This window comes from Jatrophihabitans sp., from assembly GCF_036000465.1.
Taxonomy (GTDB): Bacteria; Actinomycetota; Actinomycetes; order Mycobacteriales; family Jatrophihabitantaceae; genus Jatrophihabitans.
On the sequence record NZ_DASYFV010000031.1, the window covers coordinates 161087 to 180925 of the forward strand.

General features: G+C 70.3%; 21 protein-coding genes and 2 tRNA genes. 15 read left to right on the forward strand and 8 right to left on the reverse strand.

Translation table 11 applies throughout. The annotated features are described in order from the left end of the window. Positions 1-11: 11 nt before the first annotated feature. Positions 12-581: a TetR/AcrR family transcriptional regulator gene (locus VGN18_RS10725; protein ID WP_327539677.1), complete on the reverse strand. Its 570-nt coding sequence runs from the start codon at positions 579-581 to the stop codon at positions 12-14. Between the two features lie 111 nt (positions 582-692). Between VGN18_RS10725 and VGN18_RS10730 the strand changes: the two genes are divergently transcribed. Together VGN18_RS10730 and VGN18_RS10735 are read left to right on the forward strand one after the other, a co-directional pair. After that, positions 693-1490: an alpha/beta hydrolase gene (locus tag VGN18_RS10730; protein ID WP_327539678.1), complete on the forward strand. Its 798-nt coding sequence runs from the start codon at positions 693-695 to the stop codon at positions 1488-1490. A gap of 3 nt (positions 1491-1493) precedes the next feature. Continuing rightward, complete coding sequence (locus VGN18_RS10735; protein WP_327539679.1) at positions 1494-2279, forward strand: SDR family NAD(P)-dependent oxidoreductase; 786 nt, start codon at positions 1494-1496, stop codon at positions 2277-2279. A gap of 51 nt (positions 2280-2330) precedes the next feature. On the opposite strand, the gene VGN18_RS10740 is transcribed toward VGN18_RS10735, so the two are convergent. Beyond that, positions 2331-2406, reverse strand: a tRNA-His gene (locus VGN18_RS10740). A gap of 40 nt (positions 2407-2446) precedes the next feature. Then, positions 2447-3064 carry an oligoribonuclease gene (orn, locus tag VGN18_RS10745; RefSeq protein WP_327539680.1) on the reverse strand — a complete coding sequence of 206 codons (618 nt, stop codon included), beginning with the start codon at positions 3062-3064 and terminating at the stop codon, positions 2447-2449. A gap of 61 nt (positions 3065-3125) precedes the next feature. Between orn and VGN18_RS10750 the strand changes: the two genes are divergently transcribed. Beyond that, on the forward strand, positions 3126-3437 hold the full coding sequence (locus VGN18_RS10750; protein ID WP_327539681.1) for a 4a-hydroxytetrahydrobiopterin dehydratase: 312 nt from the start codon (positions 3126-3128) through the stop codon (positions 3435-3437). 72 nt (positions 3438-3509) lie between these two features. Here VGN18_RS10750 and VGN18_RS10755 read toward each other — a convergent pair whose 3' ends face one another. Further along, positions 3510-4187: a TetR family transcriptional regulator gene (locus VGN18_RS10755; RefSeq protein ID WP_327539682.1), complete on the reverse strand. Its 678-nt coding sequence runs from the start codon at positions 4185-4187 to the stop codon at positions 3510-3512. Positions 4188-4352: 165 nt separating this feature from the next. Between VGN18_RS10755 and VGN18_RS10760 the strand changes: the two genes are divergently transcribed. Genes VGN18_RS10760 through VGN18_RS10770 form a run of 3 tightly spaced genes read left to right on the forward strand, consistent with a single transcriptional unit; the run spans position 4353 to position 6870 of the window. Beyond that, positions 4353-5468 carry a ferredoxin reductase gene (locus VGN18_RS10760; protein ID WP_327539683.1) on the forward strand — a complete coding sequence of 372 codons (1116 nt, stop codon included), beginning with the start codon at positions 4353-4355 and terminating at the stop codon, positions 5466-5468. Positions 5469-5495: 27 nt separating this feature from the next. Further along, entirely contained in the window at positions 5496-6620 is a 1125-nt protein-coding gene (locus VGN18_RS10765; protein WP_327539684.1) for an acyl-CoA desaturase, read from the forward strand. A gap of 37 nt (positions 6621-6657) precedes the next feature. After that, positions 6658-6870, forward strand: a complete 213-nt coding sequence (locus tag VGN18_RS10770) for a hypothetical protein (protein WP_327539685.1) — start codon at positions 6658-6660, stop codon at positions 6868-6870. Positions 6871-6929: 59 nt separating this feature from the next. On the opposite strand, the gene VGN18_RS10775 is transcribed toward VGN18_RS10770, so the two are convergent. Continuing rightward, the gene (locus tag VGN18_RS10775) at positions 6930-7487 is read right to left on the reverse strand and encodes a TetR/AcrR family transcriptional regulator (RefSeq protein ID WP_327539686.1); all 558 of its coding nucleotides are present in this window, start codon (positions 7485-7487) and stop codon (positions 6930-6932) included. A gap of 19 nt (positions 7488-7506) precedes the next feature. Continuing rightward, positions 7507-8898 (reverse strand): aldehyde dehydrogenase family protein, encoded by a 1392-nt coding sequence (locus VGN18_RS10780; protein ID WP_327539687.1) that lies wholly within the window; start codon positions 8896-8898, stop codon positions 7507-7509. Positions 8899-9050: 152 nt separating this feature from the next. Between VGN18_RS10780 and VGN18_RS10785 the strand changes: the two genes are divergently transcribed. The 5 genes from VGN18_RS10785 (at position 9051) to VGN18_RS10805 (ending at position 14919) form a co-directional block, all read left to right on the forward strand. Further along, positions 9051-10298, forward strand: coding sequence for a cytochrome P450 (locus tag VGN18_RS10785; protein WP_327539688.1), 1248 nt, complete (start codon positions 9051-9053; stop codon positions 10296-10298). Between the two features lie 13 nt (positions 10299-10311). Further along, entirely contained in the window at positions 10312-10722 is a 411-nt protein-coding gene (locus VGN18_RS10790) for an SCP2 sterol-binding domain-containing protein (RefSeq protein ID WP_327539689.1), read from the forward strand. 217 nt (positions 10723-10939) lie between these two features. Further along, complete coding sequence (locus tag VGN18_RS10795) at positions 10940-12145, forward strand: acyl-CoA dehydrogenase family protein (protein WP_327539690.1); 1206 nt, start codon at positions 10940-10942, stop codon at positions 12143-12145. Positions 12146-12214: 69 nt separating this feature from the next. Continuing rightward, on the forward strand, positions 12215-13111 hold the full coding sequence (locus tag VGN18_RS10800) for an SMP-30/gluconolactonase/LRE family protein (RefSeq protein WP_327539691.1): 897 nt from the start codon (positions 12215-12217) through the stop codon (positions 13109-13111). An 86-nt stretch (positions 13112-13197) separates the two neighbouring features. Beyond that, positions 13198-14919: a polysaccharide deacetylase family protein gene (locus tag VGN18_RS10805; RefSeq protein WP_327539692.1), complete on the forward strand. Its 1722-nt coding sequence runs from the start codon at positions 13198-13200 to the stop codon at positions 14917-14919. Between the two features lie 119 nt (positions 14920-15038). Here the strand turns inward: VGN18_RS10805 and VGN18_RS10810 are convergent. After that, positions 15039-15111, reverse strand: a tRNA-Arg gene (locus VGN18_RS10810). 217 nt (positions 15112-15328) lie between these two features. On the opposite strand from VGN18_RS10810, the gene ssb reads away from it, so the two are divergent. After that, entirely contained in the window at positions 15329-15835 is a 507-nt protein-coding gene (gene ssb / locus VGN18_RS10815) for a single-stranded DNA-binding protein (RefSeq protein WP_327539693.1), read from the forward strand. A 93-nt stretch (positions 15836-15928) separates the two neighbouring features. Here the strand turns inward: ssb and VGN18_RS10820 are convergent, their stop codons facing one another. Beyond that, the gene (locus VGN18_RS10820) at positions 15929-16615 is read right to left on the reverse strand and encodes a transglycosylase family protein (RefSeq protein WP_327539694.1); all 687 of its coding nucleotides are present in this window, start codon (positions 16613-16615) and stop codon (positions 15929-15931) included. A gap of 490 nt (positions 16616-17105) precedes the next feature. Between VGN18_RS10820 and ettA the strand changes: the two genes are divergently transcribed. From ettA to VGN18_RS10835, 3 genes are read left to right on the forward strand one after another with little or no spacing between them, the layout of a single operon-like run. Continuing rightward, a complete protein-coding gene (gene ettA / locus VGN18_RS10825; protein WP_327539695.1) occupies positions 17106-18788 on the forward strand; it encodes an energy-dependent translational throttle protein EttA in 1683 nt (560 codons plus the stop codon). 2 nt (positions 18789-18790) lie between these two features. After that, positions 18791-19189, forward strand: coding sequence for a thioesterase family protein (locus VGN18_RS10830; protein ID WP_327539696.1), 399 nt, complete (start codon positions 18791-18793; stop codon positions 19187-19189). Between the two features lie 7 nt (positions 19190-19196). Further along, complete coding sequence (locus VGN18_RS10835) at positions 19197-19838, forward strand: hypothetical protein (RefSeq protein WP_327539697.1); 642 nt, start codon at positions 19197-19199, stop codon at positions 19836-19838. Position 19839 lies beyond the last annotated feature (1 nt).

Genomic DNA, 19839 nt, shown 5'->3' on the forward strand with positions numbered 1-19839 from the left:
CCGTCGGGCGGCTACGCCGAGACCGAACCATCGATGATCAGGTTCCACCCGGCCAGGAAGTCGGCGCTGAGCTCGGGGTTGCGGTCGAGCGCCCGCGACACGACCGCCCCGGTGCGGACCATCATGAGCTGATGCGCGGCCGACCGGGGGGCGGGGTGGCCGATCCGGGTCAGCAGCTCCTCGAGCACGGACGTCACCCAGGCCCGGTGGGTGCGGGAGTGCTCGCGAGCGACGTGCGCGCCGGTGAACTCGGCCGAGCTGTTGATGAACGGGCAGCCGCGCTGCATCGCGGCGAAGTCGTCGTCGGTGAGCACGGTGGCCAGCTCGACGAGGGCCTGTCTCGGGTTGTCGGCGTGCCGGGCGACGAGCCCGTTGACCTGATCGCGGTCGTACTGCGCGCGGTTCTCCAGATACGTCGAGATCAGGTCGTCCTTGGACGGGAAGTGCCGGTACAGCGTGACCCGGGTGACGCCGGCCTCCTCGACGATGCGGTGGATCCCGACCGCACGGATGCCCTCGTCGTAGAAGAGCCGATCCGCGGTGTCGAGGATGCGCTGCCGGGCGGCGGAGCGTGGTGACATCGCGGGTGACTCCCAACCTCTTCCGTCGACGCGTCTGTGGTCCTAGTGTAGGCAGCACGGTAGGTAGAACGGTCGGTATACCTACGTCACCGCCACCGAGGAGAGCACCTGATGAGTTCCGAGACCCCCGTCCTGTTCATCCACGGCCTCTGGCTGCACGCGACGTCCTGGGCGTCCTGGCGGGAGCGGTTCGAGGCGGCCGGCTATCCCACGTCGGCCCCGGGCTGGCCGGGCGAGCCGGCCGAGCTCGAGGCGGCCCGGGAGCGCCCCGAGGAGATGGCCGACCACGGGATCGACGACGTGGTCGAGCACTACTCGAAGCTCATCAACGACCTGCCGAGCCGGCCGATCCTCATCGGGCACTCCTTCGGCGGCATGATCGCGCAGAAGCTGCTCGGGCAGGACCGCGCGGTGGCGGTCGTGGCGATCGACGCGGCCCAGATCAAGGGTGTGCTGCCGCTGCCGCTCTCGGCCCTGAAGGCCACCCTGCCGGTCTTCAAGAACCCGGCGAACAAGCACCGGACCGTCGAGCTGACCGTCGAGCAGTTCCGCTACGCGTTCGGCAACGCCCTGCCGCCGGAGGAGTCGGACGAGCTGTTCCGGCGCTGGGTGATCCCGGCGCCCGGCAAGCCGCTGTTCGAGGCGGCCGCGGCCAACTTCAACCCGCACTCGCCGGCGAAGGTCGACACCGACAACTCCGGCCGCGGCCCGTTGCTGCTCATGACCGGCGGCAAGGACCACACGGTGCCCGAGTCGGTCACCCGCGCGACGCTGAAGCAGTACCGGCACAGCGAGGCCGTGACCGACCTGCTCGAGTTCCCCGACCGCGGTCACTCGCTGACCGTCGATCACGGGTGGGCCGAGGTCGCCGACGCCGCCCTGGGCTGGCTGGCCCAGCAGGGTCTCTGAGCCATGGATCTCGGACTGCAGGGGCGGGTCGCGGTCGTCACCGGAGCCAGCAAGGGCATCGGACTGGCCGTCACTAGGGCACTGGCGGCCGAGGGCGTGCGCGTCGTCGCCGGAGCGTTGCGCGGCAGCCCCGAACTCGAAGCGCTGAGCGCGGAACACGACGTCCATCCCGTATCGGTCGACCTCACCGATCCCGATGGCCCGGGCCGTCTCGTGGCTGCCGCCCTCGAACGTCACGGCCGCCTGGACATCCTCGTCAACAACGTCGGCGGGGTCCGGCCCCGGGTCGACGGCTTCCTCGCCGTCACCGACGACGAGTGGCAGTGGACGCTCACGATCAACCTTCTCGCCGCGGTCCGGACGATGCGGGCCGCCCTCCCGGCCCTGCTCGACGGCGAGGGGCCGAGCATCGTCACCGTCAGCTCCGTGAACGCGTTCCTGCCCGACCCGGCGGTCATCGACTACAGCGCGGCCAAGGGGGCGCTGACCAACGTGTGCAAGTCGCTGTCGAAGGAGTTCGGCGGGCGGGTGCGGGTGAACACCGTCAGCCCCGGTCCGGTGGCGACCGACCTCTGGTTGGGTCACGACGGTGTCGCCGCCGCGTTCGCGAAGGCCGGCGGGACGACGCCCGACAGCGTGGCCCAGGGCGCCGCGAGCCAGAGCGTCACCGGCCGGTTCACCCAGCCGGAGGAGATCGCCGACCTCGTGGTCTTCCTCGCGAGCGATCGGGCCGGCAACACCACCGGCAGCGACAACGTCATCGACGGCGGCCTCGTCACCACCCTCTGAGTGCGCCCGGAAACGGACGCAGCCCCCGGAGCGATCCGGGGGCTGCGGGGATGGGGTGAGTGACGGGACTCGAACCCGCGACATCTGCGACCACAACGCAGCGCTCTACCAGCTGAGCTACACCCACCATGCCGTCGTCGTTCCCGGGGGAACGTCGCCGAGCGCGGTCAGTCTACCTGGCCCACCTGGATGCCGAGAACCGCATTCGCCGCCGCCCGCGACTCGTCGGTGTTGGGCCCGGGCTGGGGGACGAACAGCGTCGCGCGGTAGTAGGCCAGCTCGCGGATGCTCTCGAGGATGTCGGCGAGCGCGCGGTGGGCGAGGCCTTTCTCGGGCTGGCACTGGTAGACCCGCGGGTACCACCGTTTGGCCAGCTCCTTGATGGAGGAGACGTCGACCATGCGGTAGTGCAGGTGCTCGTCGAGGGCCGGCATGTCGCGGGCGAGGAAGCCGCGGTCGGTGCCGATCGAGTTGCCGCACAGGGGCGCCGAGCGGGCGTCCGGAATGTGCGACTTCACGTAGTCGAGCACCAGCTTCTCGGCCTCGCCGAGGCCGACGGTCGAGGTGCGCACCGCCTCGGTCAACCCGGACGACGCGTGCATGTCCCGGACGAACGGGATCATCGTGTCGAGGACGTCGTCGGCGGCGTGGATGATCACGTCCAGCCCCTCGTCGAGCAGGTTCAACTCGGCATCGGTGACCACGACCGCGACCTCGATCAGCGCGTCGCGGCGCAGATCGAGCCCGGTCATTTCGCAGTCGATCCACACCAGACGATCAGCCATGAGGGTTGAGGCTATACGGCGGCGTTACGGTGGGGTGAGCAGACCGACCTCGGAGGCGATCATGGCAGCCCATCTGCTCGACCAGGCCGAGATCGACGCGGCGCTGGCCGGCCGCCATCCCGACTGGACGGGCACGCCGGAGAAGCTGTCCCGGGCCATCGAGTTCGCCGACTTCCCGACCGCGGTCGAGTTCATCAACCGGCTCGCCCCGCGCTGCGAGGAGATGGAGCACCACCCCGACCTCTCGCTGCGCTGGCGCTGGGTGCACGTCGACCTGTCGACGCACAGCGCCGGGGGTGTCACCGACCTCGACCTCGACCTCGCCGCGATCATCGACGAGTACTCGGCCGACCTGCCCCTCGCCGGCGGGTGAGCGCTCAGGGCCGGCCGAACTACAGGGCCGGCCGAACTACAGGGCCGGCTGATCCTCAGGGCCGGCTGAACCTCAGGGCTTGCTGCGCCAGGCCCCCATGCCCAGCACGATGAGCCGCAGTTGTCGCTCGGCGAGGTCGAGGATCGCCGCGGTGTCCTCGGGATGCCGCTCGTCGACCTCGAGGAGGTCCATCACCGTCCCGAGCATCGACGTGACCATCAGGTCGGCCGCCATCTCGAGGTCGTCGGTCGACCAGTCGTAACCGGCGGTCAGCCGGGCGAGGTCGACGGTCAGGTCGCTGGTGAACAGACGCAGATCGGTGGCGATGGCGCGGCGCACGGCCGCCACGCCGCCGAAGCGCTCGCGGGTCAGGAAGCTGAACTGGTCGGAGTGCCCGCGCACCTGTTTCGCGAGCACTGCCACGGTGTCGACGATGATGTCGCTGTGGGCGGCCCGGCCCCGTCGTGCGTCGCGGATCATCTGCCGCAGCGGACGCATGCTCTCGTCGACGAGGGCGACGCCGAGTTCGTCCATCGAGGCGAAGTGCCGGTAGAACGCGGTGGGGACGATGCCGGCCTCGCGGGCCACCTCGCGCAGGCTGATGGCGGACAGGCTGCGCTCGTTGACCAGGTGCAGCGTCACGTCGAGCAGGCGCTGGCGGGTGCGCTCCTTGCGCTCGGCGCGTGACGTGCTCTCCGGCCGCTCGCCGGACGCACCGTGCGAGCGGGACTGCGACCTGGAATCACCCACGGTCCCGAGCGTACGCGCGTACACCCGTGTGTTCCGGCGCTCGACGTGGGGGCCGTCACGCGTGTCTTGAATTGACAGGGGCTCGGCAATCTCGCGAGACTAGTGAGTGTACAAACGTGCACTGAAAACAGTGCCGGCTTACCTACTTGAGTGAGGAGTGACGCCATGTCCCTGCTGACCCCCGCGCGTCGCCGTTTCTCGCCCCGCCGACTCGCCCCCCTCGCGATGTTCGAGGCCCTCGCCACGCCGCACGGCGTCGACCGCTACCTCGAGCTCGTCCACCCCATGCTGACCGTGCGCGAGCTGCGCGCCGAGGTCACCGAGGTGCGCCGCAACACCGCCGACAGCGTGACGCTCACCCTGCGCCCGACCCGCCAGTGGAAGGGCTTCGAGGCCGGCCAGTTCGTCCAGCTCACCGTCGAGATCGACGGCGTGCGGCGCACCCGCTGCTACTCGCCGGCCTGCTCGCAGTACCGCGCCGACGGCCGCTTCGAGCTGACCGTCAAGGCCCACCCCGAAGGGCTGGTGTCGCAGTACCTCAACGCGCACGCCGCGCCCGGGCTCGTGGTGGGGCTGGCCCAGGCCGACGGCGTCTTCCGGTTGCCGACCCCGCGACCGGATCGGATCGTGCTGATCAGCGGTGGCAGCGGCATCACCCCGGTGATGTCGATGCTGCGCACGCTGTGCGAGGAGGACTACGCCGGCGAGGTCGTGTTCCTGCACTACGCCTTCACCGAGAAGCACGTGCCCTACCTCGACGAGCTGCGCGAGCTCGACGCCGCGCGCGACAACGTCCGCGTCGTGCTCGCCTACACCGAGCAGTCGACCGGCGGTGACCTGCACGGCCTGTTCCACCAGAAGCACCTGACCGCCGCCGCGCCGTGGCACGCCGACGCCGAGACCTTCCTGTGCGGGCCGCCCGGGCTGATGAAGGCCATCACCTCGCACTACGCCGCCCACGGGCTCGCCGGGCACCTGCACAGCGAGGACTTCGCGCCGGCCCCGGTCGTCCCCGCCGACGGCGACGTCACCGGAGCCGTCACCTACCTGCGCAGCGACGTCACGGCGACCAACGCCGGCGAGACGCTGCTCGAGCAGGCCGAGGCCGCGGGCCTCTCGCCGGAGCACGGCTGCCGCATGGGCATCTGCTTCTCCTGCACCCAGATCAAGACCACCGGCTGCACCCAGAACGTGCGCACCGGCGAGGTGAACAGCGATCCCGACGTGGAGATCCAGCTGTGCATCAACCGCGCCGTCGGCGACGTCACCCTCGACCTCTGACCCGACCGAATCTCCGAGGAGATCATCATGGGCAAGACCATCACCCTGACCGACCAGCAGCTCGACGAGCTGGGCCGCGAGCTCGACGCGCTCAAGCAGCGCGTCGTCGCCGACCTCGGCACGGAGGACCGCGACTACATCTACAACATCGTGAAGGCGCAGCGCGCGCTCGAGGTCAGCGGCCGCGCGTCGCTGTTCCTCAGCGTGCTGCCGCCGTTCTGGCTGCTCGGCACCGCGGCGCTCAGCCTGTCGAAGATCCTCGACAACATGGAGATCGGCCACAACGTCATGCACGGCCAGTACGACTGGATGCGGGACCCGGCGCTGAATTCGAAGATGTTCGAGTGGGACACCGCGTGCCCGTCGGACCAGTGGCGCCACTCGCACAACTACATGCACCACACGTACACCAACATCCTCGACAAGGACCGCGACATCGGTTACGGCATCCTGCGCATGGACGAGAGCCAGAAGTGGAATCCGTACTACTTCTTCAACCCGGTGTGGGCCTTCCTGCTGATGACGTTCTTCCAGTACGGCGTCGCGCTGCACGACCTCGAGGCCGAGAACCTGCTCTCGGGCAAGCGGTCGTGGTCGGACAACGAGAAGCTGCGCAAGGGCATCGTCCGCAAGATCGGCCGGCAGACGCTGAAGGACTACGTCCTCTTCCCGGCGCTCACCGGCCCGCAGTTCGTCTCGACCGTCACCGCGAACGCGACGGCCAATCTGGTGCGCAACCTCTGGTCGTTCTCGATCATCTTCTGCGGCCACTTCCCGAGCGGCACCGCCACCTTCACCCAGGAGGAGACGGAGAACGAGTCGCGCGGGGCCTGGTACGTGCGGCAGATGATGGGTTCGGCCAACATCACCGGCGGCAAGCTGTTCCACATCCTGTCGGGCAACCTCAGCCACCAGATCGAGCACCACCTCTTCCCGGACATCCCGGCCCGGCGCTACCCGCAGATCGCGCCCGAGGTCAAGGCGGTGTGCGAGAAGTACGGCCTGCCGTACAACTCCGGCCGGTTCTCCAAGCAGATCGGTTCGACCTGGGCCAAGATCTTCCGGCTCGCTGTGCCCTTCGGCACGCGGGGCGGCTCGGACGCGCCGACCGCGGCTACGGTTGGGCCCGAGTTGGTGCCCGTCGCGGCGTGACCCGCCGGTCAGCCGCGCGAGTCGAGGTGAGGACGTCATGGTCAGCAGGTTCGAGATCCGCAAGGACACCGCTCAGGTGATCGCCGAGTCGGCCGCCACCCACGTGGGGCGCATCGCGACCATCCTGACCGGCGCCGTCCGCGACCTCACCCACGAGGTCGGTGAGTGGGCCTCGGACGTCTTCGAGATCCGCGAGGCGGCCGGCCGCGCCGCGCAGGTGCACGAGCGCGGGACGCCGCAGAGCGACTGAGCGCGGGCGGAACGGGGAGGCCGGGGGGCTCCCCGTCCCACGTCGGCGCTCGACGGCGGTCAGTGCGCGAGCGCGGCCGCCCGGCCGAGCATCAGCGATTCGTAGTCGTCGAGCACCCGGCCGAGCTCGCGGAGGTCGACCGGGCTGCGCCACTGCTGCAGCCCGACCAGCAGCGAGATGCCCATGATGGCCAGCTGTTCGGCCTCGCGCCGGTTCGGCACGACGCCCATGATGACGGTGCGCAGGGCCTCGAGACGCTCCTCGTCCACCCGTCGCTGCACCGTCGCGACCATGGGGTTGATGTGCCCCCACGCCCGGATCGCCGTCTCGGCCTCGTGCGGCAGCGCGACGGCCGCCTTCTTGATGAGCCGGATGCGGGCCGTGGGGTCGGGCTCGGCCGCTGCGAGAGCGAACACCCGCTGCGTCTTCTCCTGCTCCCAGTGGTTCAGCAGTTCGTCGACGAAGCCGTCCCAGCTACCGAAGTAGTGGTAGAACGAGCCGGTCGTGACGCCGATGGTGCGGCACAGCAACCCGATCTTCAGCGCCCCGTGCCCCTGGGTGGCGAGCACGTCGAGCGCGGCGGCGAAGTAGTCGTCCTTGGTCACGACCAGTCGCACGGTGAATCCCTTCGCTGGGTCAGAAGACCTTCCGCATGATCATCTGCTTGATCTTGGTGAACGGCGGGTAGGCGAGCGACGGGTCGGGCCAGGTCGGCTTGCGCAGCACGGCCTTGCGGTGGCTGAATGTCTCGAAGCCCCACTTGCCGTGGTAGGCGCCGGTGCCGCTGTTGCCGACGCCGCCGAACGGCAGGTCGTTGACCAGCAGGTGGTACATCAGCTGGTTGATGACGGTGCCGCCGTTGCTGATCTCGTTCAGCACGCGCTCCTCGTTGGCCCGGCTCTCGCTGAACAGGTACACCGCCAGCGGCTTGGGGCCGCGCTGCACGTGGGCGATCGCGTCGTCCATGGAGTCGACGGTGACGAGCGGCAGCACCGGGCCGAAGATCTCCTCGCGCATGAGGTCGGACTCGGCGTCCGGATCGACGATGACGGTGAGCTGGGCCCGCTTGGCGTCGGCCTCGACGGTGCCGCCGCGCACGGTGCGCCCGCCGGCCTTCTCGACCAGCCCGGCGATGCGTCCGGCCTGGCGGGTGTTGACGAGGGGGAGCGTCGGCTTGTCGGTGAAGGCGTCGAGCGCCTTGTTCAGCTCGTCGACGAACTGGTCGCGGATCGAGCGGTCGACGAGCACGTAGTCGGGCGCTACGCAGGTCTGCCCCGAGTTGAGCAGCTTGGCGAAGGCGACGCGCCGCGCGGCCACCTTGAGCTTGGCGTCGTCGGCCACGATGACCGGGCTCTTTCCGCCGAGCTCGAGGGTGACCGGCGTGAGGTGCTTGGCCGCGCCGGCCATGACGGCCTTGCCGATCTCGGGCCCGCCGGTGAAGAAGCAGTGGTCGACGGCCTGGTCGAGCAGCCCCTGGGTGGCCTCGGCCGCGCCCTCGACGACGGCGATCGCCTCGGTGTCGAGGTACTGGGGGACAAGCCGGGCCAGCAGGGCCGAGCAGGCCGGGGTGTGCTCGGACGGCTTGAGCACCGCGCAGTTGCCGGCTGCCACCGCGCCGACGAGCGGGGCCAGCACGAGGTGCAGCGGGTAGTTCCAGGGGCCGATGATCAGCGCGACGCCGAGCGGTTCGTACTGGTACCAGGCCTTGGCCGGCTGCACGCCGATCGGGACGGCCACCCGGGTCGGACGCATCCAGCTGCGCAGCTTCTTGATGGCGTACTTGGCCTCGGAGGTGACCGGGGCGAGATCGGCCAGCCAGGCGTCGACCGCCGGGCGGCCGAGGTCCTGGGCGAGCGCGTGCGCCATCTCGGACTCGCGCTCCTCGACCATCCGCACGATCGCCTGGAGCTGGGCCAGGCGCCATTCGACCGGCTTGGTGCGGCCGCTGCGGAACGTGGCCCGCAGCTGGGCCACCGTGTCGGGGATGCTGCGCTGGGTGGCCGCGGAGCTGCGTGATGAGACGGTCATGGGTCGATCCCTTCGCCGGCGGACATGTCTGGTGGCAGACATACCGTAGGTTACGTTACGCGTTGATCTTGGATCGCTCAATGTGAGCTGAGAGCGCAAACATACAGTGCTCTATGGTACGTTCCCGCCAGTCGAGGGTGGAGGAGTCAGGCATGACCGCTCAGGTGCGCGAGTACTCATCGATCGACGTGTCGTCCACGGCGTTCTGGGCCGAGCCGGCCGACGTGCGCGAGCGATCCTTCGCGAGGCTCCGGGCCGACGAGCCGGTGAGCTGGCAGCGGCCGGCCGACGGCGGTCTCATGCCCATCGAGGACGACGACGGCTACTGGGCCGTCACCCGGCACGCCGACATCAGCGAGGTCAGCCACCACCCCGAGCTCTACTGCTCGGGCCAGGGCGTCCAACTGGAGAACATCCCCGAGATGTTCCTCGAGGCGACCCAGTCCTTCCTGGCCATGGACGCGCCCCGGCACACCCTGCTGCGCAAACTGGTGAGCTCGGCCTTCACGCCGCGGCGCGTGCGCACCATCGAGGACCAGATCCGCAGCCAGGCCGCCCGCATCGTCGACCAGTTGCTCGACACGGGCGACTGCGACTTCGTCCACGCCGTCTCGGCGAAGCTGCCGATGTGGACCATCTACGAGATGGTCGGGCTGCCCGAGGACCAGCGCGTTCCCGTGGCGCGGGCCGCGGACCTGATCGTCTCGAGCAACGACGCCGACGTGCGGGGCGACCTCGATCCGCTCGAGATCATCAACGACGCGACGCAGACGCTGATCATCGCCGGCCTGGAGCTCGCCGAGAGCCGCCGCGAAACCCCGACCGACGACCTGATGACCAGTCTCGTCGCGGCCGAGGTCGACGGCGCCCGCCTGACGGACGAGGAGATCAGCGCGTTCTTCGTGCTGCTGTCGGTCGCCGGCAACGACACCACGCGTAACACCATCACGCACACGGTGAAGGCGCTGCAGGACTTTCCGGCCCAGAAGGCCTACCTGCTCCAGGACTTCGACAACCGGATCGGCACCGCGACCGACGAGTTCGTCCGGTGGGCCTCGCCGGTGATGACCTTCAAGCGCACCGCGGTGCAGGACACGGTGCTCAACGGGGTCGAGATCGCCGAGGGGGAGAAAGTGGTCATGTTCTACCCGTCGGGCAATCGGGACGAGTCGGTCTTCACCGACCCGAACGCGTTCGACGTGGCGCGCACCCCGAACCGGCACGTCGGCTTCGGGGGCGGCGGTCCGCACTTCTGCATGGGCAACATGCTGGCCAGGACGCAGCTGCAGGCGATCGTCGGCGAGCTGCTGCACCGGGTGCCGGACCTGCAGGTCGGCGAGCCCGACTACCTCGTCAGCAACTTCGTCCACGGCGTCAAGTCGATGCCGTGCACCGTCTAGAAGGGCCCGCGCGATGACCGCATCGTTCACCGGTGCCGACGACCTGCGTCGTTACGTCGGCGGCATCTTCGAGCAGGCCCTCGGAGATCCCGTGCTCGGCCCCAAACTGGTCGCCACCGGAGTCGTGCTGAAGGTCGTCATCTCCGAGCCCGACGCCGTGCTGCTCATGGACCTGCCGAACCGCGACATCGGGCTCGGCTCGCCCGACGATGCAGCGGACGCGACGATGCGCATGACCTCCGACGTCGCCAACCGGTTCTGGCAGGGCAAGGTGAACCTGCCGGTCGCGATGGCGCGCGGGCACGTGAAGGTCGAGGGTCGGGTGGGCGCGCTCCTCAAGCTGGTGCCGTCGACCAAGCAACTCTTCCCGGCCTATCGCACCCTGCTCGAGCATGACGCCCGCACCGACCTCATCGCCGACTGAATCCGGCGCGGGATACCCGCGCGGCCAGGAATGTATTACGGCGAATACAGAAGCACTTCCGCGCCGAGACTCCTCCCGTATACGCCGTAATACCTACCGGGTAGGGCGGGTGTGTCTCCGTGCTGAACGGATTGATTCCGCACACCCGGTTCCGCCGGACCACTCGCGGGTGAGAGGGTCGCGGCGAAGCGTGCCGGTCGCGATCAAGGAGCTCGGTGTGGATCTCAGGTTGTCCGACAAAGCGCAGGAAACCGTCGAACGCGTCCGCGAGTTCGTCTTCGACACCGTCATCCCGGCCGAGCCGGAGTACTACGAGACCCGGGCCCAGGCCGGTCCGGACGACCACAGCGTCCCGCCGGTCATCGAGCGGTTGAAGGCCGATGCCCGCTCGCGCGGCCTGTGGAACCTGTTCCTGCCGTCCGAGTCGGGCTTCAGCAACCTCGAGTACGCCGCGATGGCCGAGCTGTCGGGGTGGTCGAACGACCTCGCGCCCGAGGCGATGAACTGCCAGGCGCCCGACACCGGCAACATGGAGACGCTGCACCTGTTCGGCAACGAGCAGCAGAAGCGGGAGTGGCTCGAGCCGCTGCTCGACGGCGAGATCCGCTCGGCCTTCTCGATGACCGAGCCGGCGGTCGCCAGCTCCGACGCCACCAACATCGAGACCAGCATCGTGCGCGACGGCGACGACTACGTCATCAACGGTCGCAAGTGGTGGTCGTCGGGGGCCATGGACCCCCGCTGCGCGATCTTCATCGTCATGGGCAAGACCGACTTCGACGGCCCGAAGCACCGGCAGCAGAGCATGGTGCTCGTGCCGCGGACCACGCCGGGGCTGACCGTCGTGCGCGACGTCGGCGTGTTCGGCTACCAGGACCAGCACGGCCACGCCGAGGTGTTGTTCGAGGACGTCCGAGTGCCGGTGGCCAACCGGCTGGCCGAGGAGGGCGACGGCTTCCTCATCGCGCAGGGGCGTCTCGGCCCGGGCCGCATCCACCACTGCATGCGCGCGATCGGCATGGCCGAGCGGGCGCTGAAACTGATGTGCGAGCGGGCGTCGTCCCGCATCGCCTTCGGCAAGCCGCTGGCCGATCAGGGCATGGTGCAGCAGGCGATCGCGGAGTCGCGCCTCGAGATCGACCAGGCCCGGCTGCTGACCCAGAAGGCCGCGGCGATGATCGACGCCGGCGGCGCGAAGTCGGCCCGCACCGAGATCGCCGCCATCAAGATCGTCGTGCCGCGGATGACCTGCGCCGTGATCGACCGCGCCATCCAGGTGCACGGCGGCATGGGCGTCAGCGACGACACCCCGCTCGCCCGCGGCTACGCGTGGCACCGTGCGATGCGCATCTTCGACGGTCCGGACGAGGTGCACATCCGCTCGGTCGCCCGCGACGAGTTGCGCCGCCACGTCCGCGCGTAGGGCTGGAGGCGGACCCAGGGAGGCGGACTAGCGTCGGATGATCGTCCCCGCCACCGGAAGGACCGGCCTGTGTCCGCTCGCGAGTTCCGCACCGTCCTCACCGACCTGAGCTACCTCGAGTGCCCCCGGTGGCACGACGGCCGGATCTGGGTCGCCGACTTCTACACCGGTCAGGTGCTGTCGGCGCACGCCGACGGCAGCGACCTCCGGGTCGAGGCGGAGGTGCCGGAGCAGCCGTCCGGACTCGGCTGGCTGGCCGACGGCCGGTTGCTGGTGGTGTCGATGCGCGACGCGCGCCTGCTGCGGCGCGAGGGCGACGGCACGCTCGTCACGCACGCCGACCTCGCCCCGTACGTCTCGGGCCACCCCAACGGCATGGTCGTCGACGCGCAGGGGCGCGCCTACGTCGGCAACTTCGGCTTCGACCTCATGTCCGGCGCCGACATCGAGACCGCGTCACTCCTGCGGGTCGACCCCGACGGTTCGGTGCACGTGGTGGCCGAGGACCTGTGGTTCCCGAACGGGAGCGTCATCACCGACGACAACGTGCTCATCGTCGACGAGACCCTGGGCAACCGGATCAGCGCATTCGACATCGCACCGGACGGCTCGCTCGGGCCGCGGCGCGACTGGGCCGTGTTCGGCGATCTCCCGCCGAGCCGCTCGCTGGCCGAGGCGATCCCGCTCGGTGTCGTCGCTCCCGACGGCTGCGGGCTCGACGCCGAAGGCATGCTGTGGGCCGCCGACGCCCTGCACGGCCGGGTCGTCCGCGTGCGCGAGGGCGGTGAGATCGTCGAGGAGATCGCGACGCCGATGGGGGTCTTCGCCTGCATGCTCGGTGGCGCCGACGGCCGCACTCTGTTCCTCTGCTCGGCGCCGGACTTCGCCGAGGAGGCCCGCCGCAACGCGCGCGAGGCGTCGCTGCTCGCCGTCACCGTCGATGTCCCGCACGCTGGTCGCCCCTGACCGGACCGAGCGACTGTCTTCCGTGGCAGATGCTTCCTCGCTGAAGATCGGATATGATCCGTGTGAGGATTTCTGGCGGGGGGGACATGGCGAGGTTCGGGTACGGGCTGGTTGTCGGTTTGCTGGCGCTCGCGGCGGGCGGGCTCGCGGTCGCGCCGGCCGGTTCGGCGGCGACGCCGAGCGAGCTCATCACGAACGGCAGTCTCGAAGCGGTGGCGTCAGGCGCCCCCGTCGGCTGGACACCGGACAGCTGGGGCGGCAACGACGCCGCGCTGTCGGTCACCGCGGACGCGCACACCGGCTCCGTCGCGGTCCGCGCGACGATCACCCAGTACACCGACGGCGACGCCAAGTGGATGCCCGATCCCGTCGGCGTCGACGCGGGAGCGGGCTACACCTACGTCGACTGGTACACCTCCGACCGGGCCACCGGGCTCTGGGCCGCGTTCACACGTGCCGACGGGAGCACGCAGTACAGCTACGTCCGGACGGTGCCCGCGTCGGCGACCTGGGCGTCGGTGCGGACCGACATCATCGCGCCGGCCGGGGCGGTCACGCTGCGGGTGTTCCACGTGCTGGCCGGCGTCGGCTCGCTGACCGTCGACGACATCGGGCTGACCGCTGACGTCGCGTGCACCGCGCCGTCGGACGGGGTGGTGACGAACGGCGGGTTCGAGGACCGGTGCCAGACACCGTCCGGACTTCCGGCCGGCTGGAGCGCCACCACGCCGGCCTCGGCGACCGCGTCGTACGCCGACACGGCGAACGCGCAGCAGGGCGCGCACGCCGAGCAGATCGGGAACGGCGCCGACGGTCAGGAGGTCGGACTGAGCACCGTCGTGACCGCGCCGGCCGCCGGGCAGCGCTACCAGCTGAGCCTCTGGCAGTCCGGCACGACGTACGCCTACGCCTATGTCGGGTTCACGCATCGCGACGGCTCGACGACGGAACAGAGCCTCATGTCGGTCCCCGCGACCGCGAACGCCTGGTCGCGGTACGCCGACGAGTTCGTGACGCCGTCCGACGTCGTCGCGCTGACGGTCACCGTCGCGACGAGCGGGATCGGTACGGTGACGCTGGACTCGGTCGCGCTGACCCAACTGGCCAACCAGGTACCGGCCACGTTCCGGTCCGGGACGGTGAGCCTCACGTTCGACGACGGCGCCGCCTCGGCGTACACGACGGCCTACCCGGTGTTGCGGTCCTACGGGTACCGCGCGTCCTTCTACCTCAACGCGGCCACGCTGAATTCACCCGGGTACCTGACCACGGCGCAGGTGCGGTCGCTGGTGGCGGCGGGCGAGGAGATCGGCTCGCACCTCTACCACCATTCGAACATGGTGCAGCTGGACGATGCGACGCTTCGCTCCGAACTCACCGGGAACGCGGCCGCCCTGCACCGGCTCGTCGGCGCCGCGGTTCCGATCAACGCCTTCGCCAGCCCCTACGGCTCGTACACCTCGGCCGAGATCGACACGGTGATGCAGTACGCCACGAGTCACCGCACCACGGACGGGCTGCTGAACACGAAGGCGAACCTCGACCCGGGCCAGATCCACTCGATGCTCGTCACACCCGCGACGACGGCCGCCTACCTGGCCGCGGTCCTGCAGCGGGCGAGGACCGAGCACGACTGGCTCGTCCTCGTCTATCACGACGTCGCCCCGGCCGGCAGCGTCGCGCCGGGCGGGGAAGCCGGCTTCGCCGTGACCCCCACGGCCTTCCGCAGCCAGCTGGCCGCGGTGCGCGCGGCCGGGCTCACGGTCGCGCCGTTGTCGAGCGCGCTGGCGTCGTTGCGGAGTCAGTGACGGCCGGCCGTTCAGCGCCCGAGGGCGGGATCGCTCACGCCGGGCCGCCGGCTCGGCCGGTGGCCGGTCGAGCGGCGGACGAGGCGCGAGTGGTGCACCGGCGTCGATCCGCGAGAAGGCGCCCCCGGCAGGGTTCGAACCTGCGACCATCCGCTTAGAAGGCGGGTGCTCTATCCGCTGAGCTACGGGGGCCCGTCGGGTCGCCAGGGTACCGGCTGGGCCCCTGGCGTCGCGGGATCGCAAGTCGGCGCATAACACTCGATGCCGACGATCGCCCGCCGCCCGTCCACAGCGCCGGAGTCTGTCCACAGATCGCGCCGAGTCGGCCGCGGCGGGCCTGATCCGCGGTCTGCTCGTCCTGCGCCCGCAGTGGGCGCACCGGAGACACCGGACTAGAGGGAGTCGGACTGTGAACGAAACGACCATGACGATCGTGGGCAACGTCGTCGACGAACCGCAGTTGCGGCGGACCAGGAGCGGGCACGCCGTCGCGAACTTCCGGGTGGCGTCGACGCCGCGGCGTTACGACCGCGAGAAGAACATGTGGGTCGACTGCGACACGTTGTTCGTCACCGTGACGGCGTGGCGGGCGATGGGGGAGAACATCGCGGCGTCGCTGCACAAGGGGCAGCCGGTCGTCGTCACCGGGCGGTACTACCAGCGCGAGTACGAGTCGAACGAGCAGCTGCGCACTGCCTACGAACTGGAGGCGCAGGCCGTCGGCCACGACCTCAGCCGGGGCGTGTCGTCGTTCGAGAAGATCTCCCGGCCCGGGCCGGCTGCCGTCGTCGACCTCGACCCCGACGGGGTGCCGCGGGACGTCACGGCCGAGTACCACGACCTCGTCGCCGACGAGCTCGATGCCCAGCACGGTGCCGGCGCGGGCGGTGCGCGCGAGTTCGTGACGGCCGGGTAGGGAACGGGCGGTGTGGGCTCGGTCGGCCCGGATGGGGGGAGGTTCCGGGCCGGCCGAGCGTCGAGGGGCGCCTGGGAGCGCGGTGCGGACCGGTTACGGGAGGCGCAGGTGCTGACCGATCCGCAGCACATTCGGGCTCGAGAGGTGCGCGCGGTTGGCCCGCCACAGGGCGTGCCAGCCACCGCGGACGTGGTGACGCCGGGCGATGACGGTCAGCGTGTCGCCCCGCCGCACGACGTAGGCGTGGCCGGAGGCGTGCCGGGTCGGTTGGCGGGTGACGGCGTGGCGGGTGGCGGCGTGGCGGGTCGTGTGACGCGTGGCCTGGTGTCGCACGGTGCGGTGGGCGGTGTCCGTGCCGGCCGTGCGCGGCAGGGCGGCCGAGGTGGCGTCACCGCTGCTGCGGGTGAGTCCGGCGCGCGAGCCGCAGACCGGCCAGGCGCCGGGGCCCTGCTCGGCCAGCACACGGCGGGCGACCTCGATCTGCTCGAGGCGGGTGGCGTGGTCCGCCCGGCCCGCATAGAGGTGCCCACCGAACGCGCTCCACGTGCTGGCGGTGAACTGCAGACCGCCGTAGAAGCCGTTGCCGGTGTTGATGTGCCAGTTGTTGCTGCTCTCGCAGGCGGCGACCCGGTCCCAGACCGGGGAGGTCGTGGCGGCGTCGGCCGAGCCGGCGAGGGCGGTGGTGGCAACCGCGGTGGCGCCGACGGTGCTGATCAGCGCCGTGGCGATGCGCGCGCTGCCGCGCGAGGAGTGGACAGGGGCGGAACTGTGTCTGGGCACGTAGGAACGCGACGTCATGGTGACCTTTCCTGGCGACGAGTCGTATCGCCGAACTCGGAGCGATCCCGCCAGGCGTCGGCCCGCAGCGCATCGGAGGCACTGGGTGCCGCGCTCCATCCGGCCGTCATCTCGACTGGCCGCGGTGCGCAGATCGAACTTCCGTCAAAGACCCCCGCCGGCCCCGTTGTTCGGGTACCTCATGGCGATGCGTACCGCTGCTCGGTACGGCGCCCGCCCGGTGGCGTGACGCGGCCTTGCGAAGAACCTGACACATCACGGCCCGATCTCCAAACCGCCGATGGTCCCGGCAAATCAGGACGAATCGGGGCCGGAGGTCCCGCCGGTGACCGGGGGCGCAGCTCTCGGGCCGGCCCGCGGAACGCCGTCGGGCCCGTGAACCGGGAGGTCTGCTCGGCTGGGACACTGGACACCGGCCGGGGTCTTCCGGCCGACGATTCATCGACCCACGATCTACACGCAGGGACGGACAGTGGCCCAGTTCATCTACACCATGCAGAAGGTGCGCAAGGCGCACGGCGACAAGGTGATCCTCGACGATGTCACCCTGGCGTTCCTGCCCGGCGCGAAGATCGGGGTCGTCGGCCCGAACGGCGCCGGCAAGTCCAGCGTGCTGAAGATCATGGCCGGCCTGGACCAGGCCTCCAACGGCGACGCGACGCTGATGGCCGGCGCGACGGTCGGCCTGCTCCAGCAGGAGCCGCCGCTGGACGACACGAAGACGGTGCGCGAGAACGTCGAGGACGCGGTCGCCGACCTGCGCGCGACCCTCGCCCGCTTCGAGGAGGTCTCGGCCGCCATGGGCGAGCCCGATGCCGACTTCGACGCGCTGCTCGGTGAGCAGGGCGAGCTCATGGAGAAGATCGAGCACGCCGAGGGCTGGGAGCTCGACAGCCGCATCGAGCAGGCGATGGACGCGCTGCGCTGCCCGCCCGGCGACGAGGCGGTCACGCACCTGTCCGGTGGCGAGCGGCGCCGGGTCGCGCTGTGCAAGCTGCTGCTCGAGCAGCCCGATCTGCTGCTGCTCGATGAGCCCACCAACCACCTCGACGCCGAGTCGGTGCAGTGGCTGGAGCAGCACCTCGCGAAGTACCCCGGCACGATCCTCGCCGTCACCCACGACCGGTACTTCCTGGACAACGTGGCGCAGTGGATCCTCGAGCTCGACCGGGGCCGCGCCTATCCCTACGAGGGCAACTACTCGACCTACCTCGAGAAGAAGGCCGAGCGTCTCGACGTCGCGGGCAAGAAGGACCAGAAGCTGCAGAAGCGGTTGCGCGACGAGCTCGAGTGGGTGCGCCAGAACGCCAAGGGCCGCCAGACCAAGAGCAAGTCACGCCTGGCCCGCTACGAGGAGATGGCGGCCGAGGCCGAGAAGACGCGCAAGCTCGACTTCGAGGAGATCCAGATCCCGCCGGGCCCGCGCCTGGGCAACATGGTCATGGAGGCGAAGGGCCTGACCAAGGGCTTCGACGGCGAGCTGCTCTGGGACGACATCTCCTTCTCGCTGCCGCGCGGTGGCATCGTCGGCGTCATCGGCCCGAACGGCGTCGGCAAGACCACGCTGTTCAAGATGATGGTCGGGCAGGAGCAGCCCGACGCCGGCGAGCTGCGCCTCGGCGAGACGGTGAAGATCAGCTACGTCGACCAGGGCCGCGGCGGCCTCGACCCGGCCAAGAACGTGTGGGAGCTCGTCTCCGACGGCCTCGACTACATCAAGGTCGGCAACGTCGAGATGCCCTCGCGGGCCTACGTCGGCGCGTTCGGCTTCAAGGGCCCGGACCAGCAGAAGCCGTCGCGCGTGCTGTCCGGTGGCGAGCGCAACCGCCTGAACCTGGCGCTGACGCTCAAGGAGGGCGGCAACCTGCTGATGCTCGACGAGCCGACCAACGACCTCGACGTCGAGACCCTGGGCTCGCTCGAGAACGCGCTGCTCGAATTCCCCGGCTGCGCCGTCATCACCTCGCACGACCGCTGGTTCCTCGACCGCATCGCCACGCACATCCTGGCCTGGGAGGGCACCGAGGAGAAGCCGGGCAACTGGTTCTGGTTCGAGGGCAACTTCGATTCCTACGAGAAGAACAAGATCGAACGCCTCGGCGCCGACGCCGCCCGCCCGCACGCGGTGACCCACCGCAAGCTGACGCGCGACTAGCCGTGACGCGGTTCGTGCACGAGGTGCACATGCGGTGGTCGGACATGGATGCCTACCGCCACATCAACAACACCGCGTACCTCGCCTACCTCGAGCAAGCCCGCGTGGCGATGTTCTTCCACCGAAACGAGGGGTTCTCGAGCGGCACGGTGATCCGGCGGCACGAGATCGACTACATCCGACCGATCGTCTACCACCCCGAGCCGCTGCGGCTCGAGCTGTGGGTCGACACCATCCGGGGCGCGTCGTTCGTCGTGCACTACGAGGTGCTGGACGGCGACCGGGTGGCGGCCCGGGCGTCGACCACCTGCGTCACGATCGACTTCGACGCCGACGCACCCCGCCGGCTCAGCGACGAGGAGCGCGCGATCCTGCGCGGCTTCGCCGACGAACCGGCATGAGCGACGCTTGCTGACGGTCGCCGACCGGGACGCGCTCGCCGGACTCGCCCCGCTGCTGCGCCGCGCCGTCGGGCTCGACCCGCGCAGCCTGGCCCGCTTCCGGCTGGGTGGCGCGGTCGCGACCGGGCTGGTGCGGCTGCCGTTCGACGTCCTCGTCTCCCGCACGGTGCACGTCACTCCGCGGGACGACACCGTCGACGTCGCGGTGCGCGCGGCCGACACGATCGCCTGGCTCGACGGCGAGACCACGGAGCCGCCCGCGCCGCACGACGCCGAGTGGCGCACCGGACTGCCGCCGGCCGGCGGGTGGCGCCGGCTCGAGAGCGTCCCCGACTCGGTCGTGCGACCGCTCGTCCGCAGCGGCGCCCAGACCCTGGCCGACGCCGCCGCCCGCGAGGGCGTGCCGGGGGCCCGGCCCCGGTCCGAGGTCGCCGACGCGCTGCTCGACTCCACGGTGCTCACCGTCACCGACGACGCCGGGGTGAGCGCGGACGTCTCCCTGCGAGCGCTGAGCGCGCTCACCCGGATGGACTTCCTGCCCCGCGGAGGCCGGATCTTCGTCGACACGGCCGGCCGCTGGGTGCGCGTCGTCGCCGAGTACGGGACGGTCTACCTCGAACGCCCCGGCTCCGGCCTGCTCCTGCGCTGAG

Coding starts and splice junctions, on each gene's coding strand:
- VGN18_RS10760 (WP_327539683.1), top strand. CDS start 4,353: ATGTCCCTGCTGACCCCCGCGCGTCGCCGTTTCTCGCCCCGCCGACTC.
- VGN18_RS10780 (WP_327539687.1), bottom strand. CDS start 8,898: ATGACCGTCTCATCACGCAGCTCCGCGGCCACCCAGCGCAGCATCCCC.
- orn (WP_327539680.1), bottom strand. CDS start 3,064: ATGGCTGATCGTCTGGTGTGGATCGACTGCGAAATGACCGGGCTCGAT.
- VGN18_RS10805 (WP_327539692.1), top strand. CDS start 13,198: ATGGCGAGGTTCGGGTACGGGCTGGTTGTCGGTTTGCTGGCGCTCGCG.
- VGN18_RS10790 (WP_327539689.1), top strand. CDS start 10,312: ATGACCGCATCGTTCACCGGTGCCGACGACCTGCGTCGTTACGTCGGC.
- VGN18_RS10735 (WP_327539679.1), top strand. CDS start 1,494: ATGGATCTCGGACTGCAGGGGCGGGTCGCGGTCGTCACCGGAGCCAGC.
- VGN18_RS10785 (WP_327539688.1), top strand. CDS start 9,051: ATGACCGCTCAGGTGCGCGAGTACTCATCGATCGACGTGTCGTCCACG.
- VGN18_RS10750 (WP_327539681.1), top strand. CDS start 3,126: ATGGCAGCCCATCTGCTCGACCAGGCCGAGATCGACGCGGCGCTGGCC.
- VGN18_RS10765 (WP_327539684.1), top strand. CDS start 5,496: ATGGGCAAGACCATCACCCTGACCGACCAGCAGCTCGACGAGCTGGGC.
- VGN18_RS10730 (WP_327539678.1), top strand. CDS start 693: ATGAGTTCCGAGACCCCCGTCCTGTTCATCCACGGCCTCTGGCTGCAC.
- VGN18_RS10725 (WP_327539677.1), bottom strand. CDS start 581: ATGTCACCACGCTCCGCCGCCCGGCAGCGCATCCTCGACACCGCGGAT.
- VGN18_RS10770 (WP_327539685.1), top strand. CDS start 6,658: ATGGTCAGCAGGTTCGAGATCCGCAAGGACACCGCTCAGGTGATCGCC.